Genomic DNA, 4,027 nt, shown 5'->3' with positions numbered 1-4,027 from the left:
TCTCCACAGGAAATGGAGGCCGTCCTTTGCGACCTTCAGGTGCATATGGCGCAATCAAGTCCACCAACTCTTGCCATGGAACGACTTGCTGCATCTGCTCCAGGAATTCGCGTTTACGTGTTTTTTTGGTGGAAAGGTTCAGGCCAAGATCAAATTGCTGCATAGGCCGGGATGCTGCCGCACCCGGCACGCATGTGCAAGCACATGCGTTGGGGACTTATGCAGAGGTTCCTTAGCTAGCTGTTCAAAAAACTGGAACCACTTCTCCTTAAGATTTTTCTCAAATTTCCGATAAAGGGGAGAGGGCGCATGAGTTGCGGCCTTTAGCAAAGGGAAAACTAGTTGTGAGCACTATTTCTGCAATCCGAACCGGTGTGCTGCCGAACGACGTTAATCATGGAGTGATGGTTTCGCCCAGCGCTGCAGCAGTGAAAAGCAGCACGGCCGTCGCCGCCACGCAAGCGCGCTCTACGATCGTGAGCATGGATACGCGCGCGGCTTCGGACGTCACCTATAGCAAGTTGGCATCCTATTCTCAGAATCGGCAGGCATGGTCCAACCCTGTACAAGACGATATAAGTTCCATCATGGCACTCAACAGTGCACGCCGTCGGCCCGATGGTCTGGCTGCACAGTGGCGTGGTCTGGGTGGAGCTGTGCTCAGTCAGTTCGCGAGCAACGGTACGGCCTATCGACAGACGCTGGTGAACTACGATGCATCAGCGATGGGCACTGGATCTGCAAAAGAGCTGGATGAGGCAGCGTTGGAGAGTTTCAGTAGCACGGTGGCTAAGGCCAGCCTCAAGGTGCAGACGCGCTCGGGCACGACGGTAGAACTCACTCTTGCTGTGGATCGGGGCGGTGTTCTGGGACGCAATGGCTTACAAGTGGAGATTAAAGCTTCTGGCTCACTGAGCAGTGCAGAAAAACGCGCGCTGTCTGAGCTAGCACAAGGGCTTGATAAGGCGCTGGAAGGCTTGGGTCAGCCCGACAAGCCTCGCATGGACATTGCAGGCTTGGCAAGTTTTGATCGTAGCGTGCTGCAAAGCGTGGATCTTTCGATCAAGAACCCTGGTGAGGGCGAGTTGCTTTCCTCCTTTGACCTGCACCTTGGATCAGACCGCAATGCGATTACCTATTCAGGCGCCTTAGGCAAGGTCGATGTTGGCGTCGATGTACAGATGCTTGTGGGGAAAACCAGCGACCAGCAGCGGCTATCCTCCATCACCGAGCTGCTCCGCCAGGTTGATGCTGCAGCGCAACGCAGTCATGCAGACAGCCGTTTGGTGACACTGTTTAAGGACGCTTTCAACCAGTTGCACACAGCGACAGGCGCTACAGGTACGCTGTCTCGCCACAACCCAACGCCAGGCGCGATTGATCCTATGCTCAGCGGCCTGGCAGACTTCACGGCCAGCTTCAGCGGCACTTTTGAACGTACGGGACGCTTTGGTGCTGTGGTTGAAACTGGCTCAGCCACCTACCAATTCAGCCAGAAGACAACCTTGCTGCCCGGTGCCCACGCCAACACTTGGACACTCCAGCAAAAGCAAAGCGAGAGCCTAGTGGCCCAGTACGTGAAGTCGCGTGGTGATGTCATGCTAGACATGAGCTCCGGGAACTACGATGTATTTAACGTGAACGACAGCACGGAGAATGTGACTACAGTCACTATGGTGGAGGGGCGGGTGAGCGATGCCCAGCGGAGCACTGAGCAGAACCTGCTGCAGACCATGAAGAAACTGGTCAACTTCAAGGTGGAAGAGAAACGGGAAACACCGGTGAACCGTCACCAACTGGAAAGCCTGCAGCCTAACGCCTGAAGTCACAGTTCGTTTGAGAGCCAGCAGTGCAAAGAGAGCAACGAAAAACCCGCTTTGTGGTTGCAAGGCGGGTTTTTTTATCTGGGGTGGGGAGACACGACTGCAATTTGCATGACCCAACCCACGCCGAGAAAACCCTTCTTAGAAGTACAGCAAGTGTCAAGATGATGGATGTCTGGGAAAATAATCTACAATGATTTTGATAAGCCATTATCATTATGAGCAATTCAATCCCAATCCAATCCCTTGCAACCAGAACAAGCCGTCTTAAGTCAATTGACGCCTTAAGAGGATTGGTCATGATCTTCATGATGCTTGACCATGTTCGCGAAACATTTTTCCTGCACCTTCAGGTACCAGACCCCATGGATGTTGGGGACACACCATTGGGTATCTTCATACCAAGAATGTTGGCGCATTTATGCGCACCTATATTTGTCTTTTTGACTGGACTGAGTGCATACCTCTACGCTAGCCGCCAAGATGATCTGCATAGTTCACGCATGTCTGCATCTGCTTTTTTGTGGAAACGAGGGCTTTTTCTTGTCTTGCTGGAAGTAACCGTAGTGAATTTTGCATGGACCTTCCAATTTCCGCCTGTGAAGGTGTTTCTACAGGTCATTTGGGCTATTGGTCTTTCAATGTTGGCTTTGTCCGTAATGGTATGGATGCCACGAAAATTATTAATTATTACTGGGATTATTTTGGTGGCTGGTCATAATCTATTAGACGGCGTGCACTTTCCAGTTGGGCATATCTTACATGCACCTTGGGCTGTTTTGCATGACAGGGGATGGTTGGAAATCGCTGGCATAAAGCTGCGTACATCCTACCCTGTAATGCCTTGGATAGGTGTAATTGCATTGGGATATGGCATAGGCCCGTGGTTTAGTAAAAATAGCGCTGCCACTAAACGTGGAAATTATCTTCTCTTGGCTGGATTGGGCAGCTTGGCAACATTTGCGTTTTTACGGATGCTAAATGTATACGGCGACACACCTTGGCAATTTGGAATTAATACTACACAGACACTGATGTCATGGTTCAATGTAACTAAGTATCCGCCATCATTGCTTTTCCTACTGCTGACTTTGGGGGTGGGTCTACTGCTACTTTACGCTTTCGAGCATAGTGCAGAGCATGCTTGGATAAAAAAATTAGCAGTCTTCGGATCTGCACCAATGTTTTTTTACATCCTCCATCTATATACATTGAAGTTCATGTATATTGCTGCAGTATATTTTTTTGGAGAAAATAAAGGTAAGCTTTTCGGTTTAGATAATCTCTTTTGGCTATGGGGACTATCATTATTTCTTGTTTTAACTCTTTTCCCTGCAGTCAAATGGTTTGCCTCACTTAAGCAGGCTAGGCGTGATATTGCTTGGCTTAAGTATTTATAATCTGCATCGAATGCGTTAATTTTCCATGCAACGATCTACTAAACAACGAGCCGCAATTGATAGCGTATTACGACATATAGGTCGACCCTTGTCTCCACAAGAGATTTTGAGCCTTGCTCAAAGGCAACTTCCAAGCTTAGGAATTGCCACAGTGTATAGAGCTATTAAACAGATGGAGCAGGAAAAGTTAATAAAAGAAGTGCACTTACCAGGTCGTCCACCATTATATGAGGCCGGACATCTTGATCATCACCATCATTTTCAATGCAAAGTTTGTTCAAAAGTTTTTGATTTTGAGGGTTGCCCGGGTAATCTGGCTGAATTTGCTTCTTCTGGATTTCTTGTAGAAAGTCATGAAATTACCTTATATGGTGTCTGCGCTGATTGTTTAAAATCTAATAAAAAAGATACAAAGCACTGCGTGCTGCCTACCTCCAGTTAATTTAGTTTAGCAAGTGTCTTCGTGTATCTTGGCGTGTGCCGCTCCTGCTTCATCAGCCAGCCTGACTCATCCTTTGGGGTTTGAGCGATGCTGGCTATGTGCACAGTATCCTTGTCGTAGCGGGCGTTAAGGAACCTCTGCATAAGTCCCCAACGCATGTGCTTGCACATGCGTGCCGGGTGCGGCAGCATCCCGGCCTATGCAGCAATTTGATCTTGGCCTGAACCTTTCCACCAAAAAAACACGTAAACGCGAATTCCTGGAGCAGATGCAGCAAGTCGTTCCATGGCAAGAGTTGGTGGACTTGATTGCGCCATATGCGCCTGAAGGTCGCAAAGGACGGCCTCCATTTCCTGTGGAGA

At 49.1% G+C, this 4,027-nt stretch carries 6 protein-coding genes; 4 read left to right on the top strand and 2 right to left on the bottom strand.

The window, feature by feature from the left end:
• The coding region (locus F7P80_RS16990) for a transposase (protein WP_487246630.1) at nucleotides 1–163 on the bottom strand (163 nt) is incomplete at its 3' end.
• Nucleotides 164–344: 181 nt separating this feature from the next.
• Here F7P80_RS16990 and F7P80_RS16605 point away from each other — a divergent pair.
• The 3 genes from F7P80_RS16605 to F7P80_RS16595 all read left to right on the top strand — a co-directional run bounded on the left by F7P80_RS16605 (nucleotide 345) and on the right by F7P80_RS16595 (nucleotide 3,665).
• Complete coding sequence (locus tag F7P80_RS16605; RefSeq protein WP_151046200.1) at nucleotides 345–1,823, top strand: hypothetical protein; 1,479 nt, start codon at nucleotides 345–347, stop codon at nucleotides 1,821–1,823.
• Between the two features lie 218 nt (nucleotides 1,824–2,041).
• Nucleotides 2,042–3,223 carry an acetyltransferase domain-containing protein gene (locus F7P80_RS16600; protein WP_151046197.1) on the top strand — a complete coding sequence of 394 codons (1,182 nt, stop codon included), beginning with the start codon at nucleotides 2,042–2,044 and terminating at the stop codon, nucleotides 3,221–3,223.
• A gap of 25 nt (nucleotides 3,224–3,248) precedes the next feature.
• A complete protein-coding gene (locus F7P80_RS16595; RefSeq protein ID WP_151046194.1) occupies nucleotides 3,249–3,665 on the top strand; it encodes a Fur family transcriptional regulator in 417 nt (138 codons plus the stop codon).
• Here the strand turns inward: F7P80_RS16595 and F7P80_RS16590 are convergent.
• Complete coding sequence (locus F7P80_RS16590; RefSeq protein ID WP_249041513.1) at nucleotides 3,662–3,808, bottom strand: DUF4113 domain-containing protein; 147 nt, start codon at nucleotides 3,806–3,808, stop codon at nucleotides 3,662–3,664. The two genes, F7P80_RS16595 and F7P80_RS16590, sit on opposite strands and share 4 nt — an antisense overlap.
• A 56-nt stretch (nucleotides 3,809–3,864) precedes the next feature.
• Here F7P80_RS16590 and F7P80_RS16985 point away from each other — a divergent pair.
• The coding region (locus F7P80_RS16985; protein WP_487246630.1) for a transposase at nucleotides 3,865–4,027 on the top strand (163 nt) is incomplete at its 3' end.

It is taken from the genome of Comamonas kerstersii (genome assembly GCF_008801935.1).
Classification (GTDB): Bacteria; Pseudomonadota; Gammaproteobacteria; order Burkholderiales; family Burkholderiaceae_C; genus Comamonas; species Comamonas kerstersii.
Note: the sequence above shows the minus strand (reverse complement) of the source record. Positions and strands in the feature narration are given on the sequence as shown.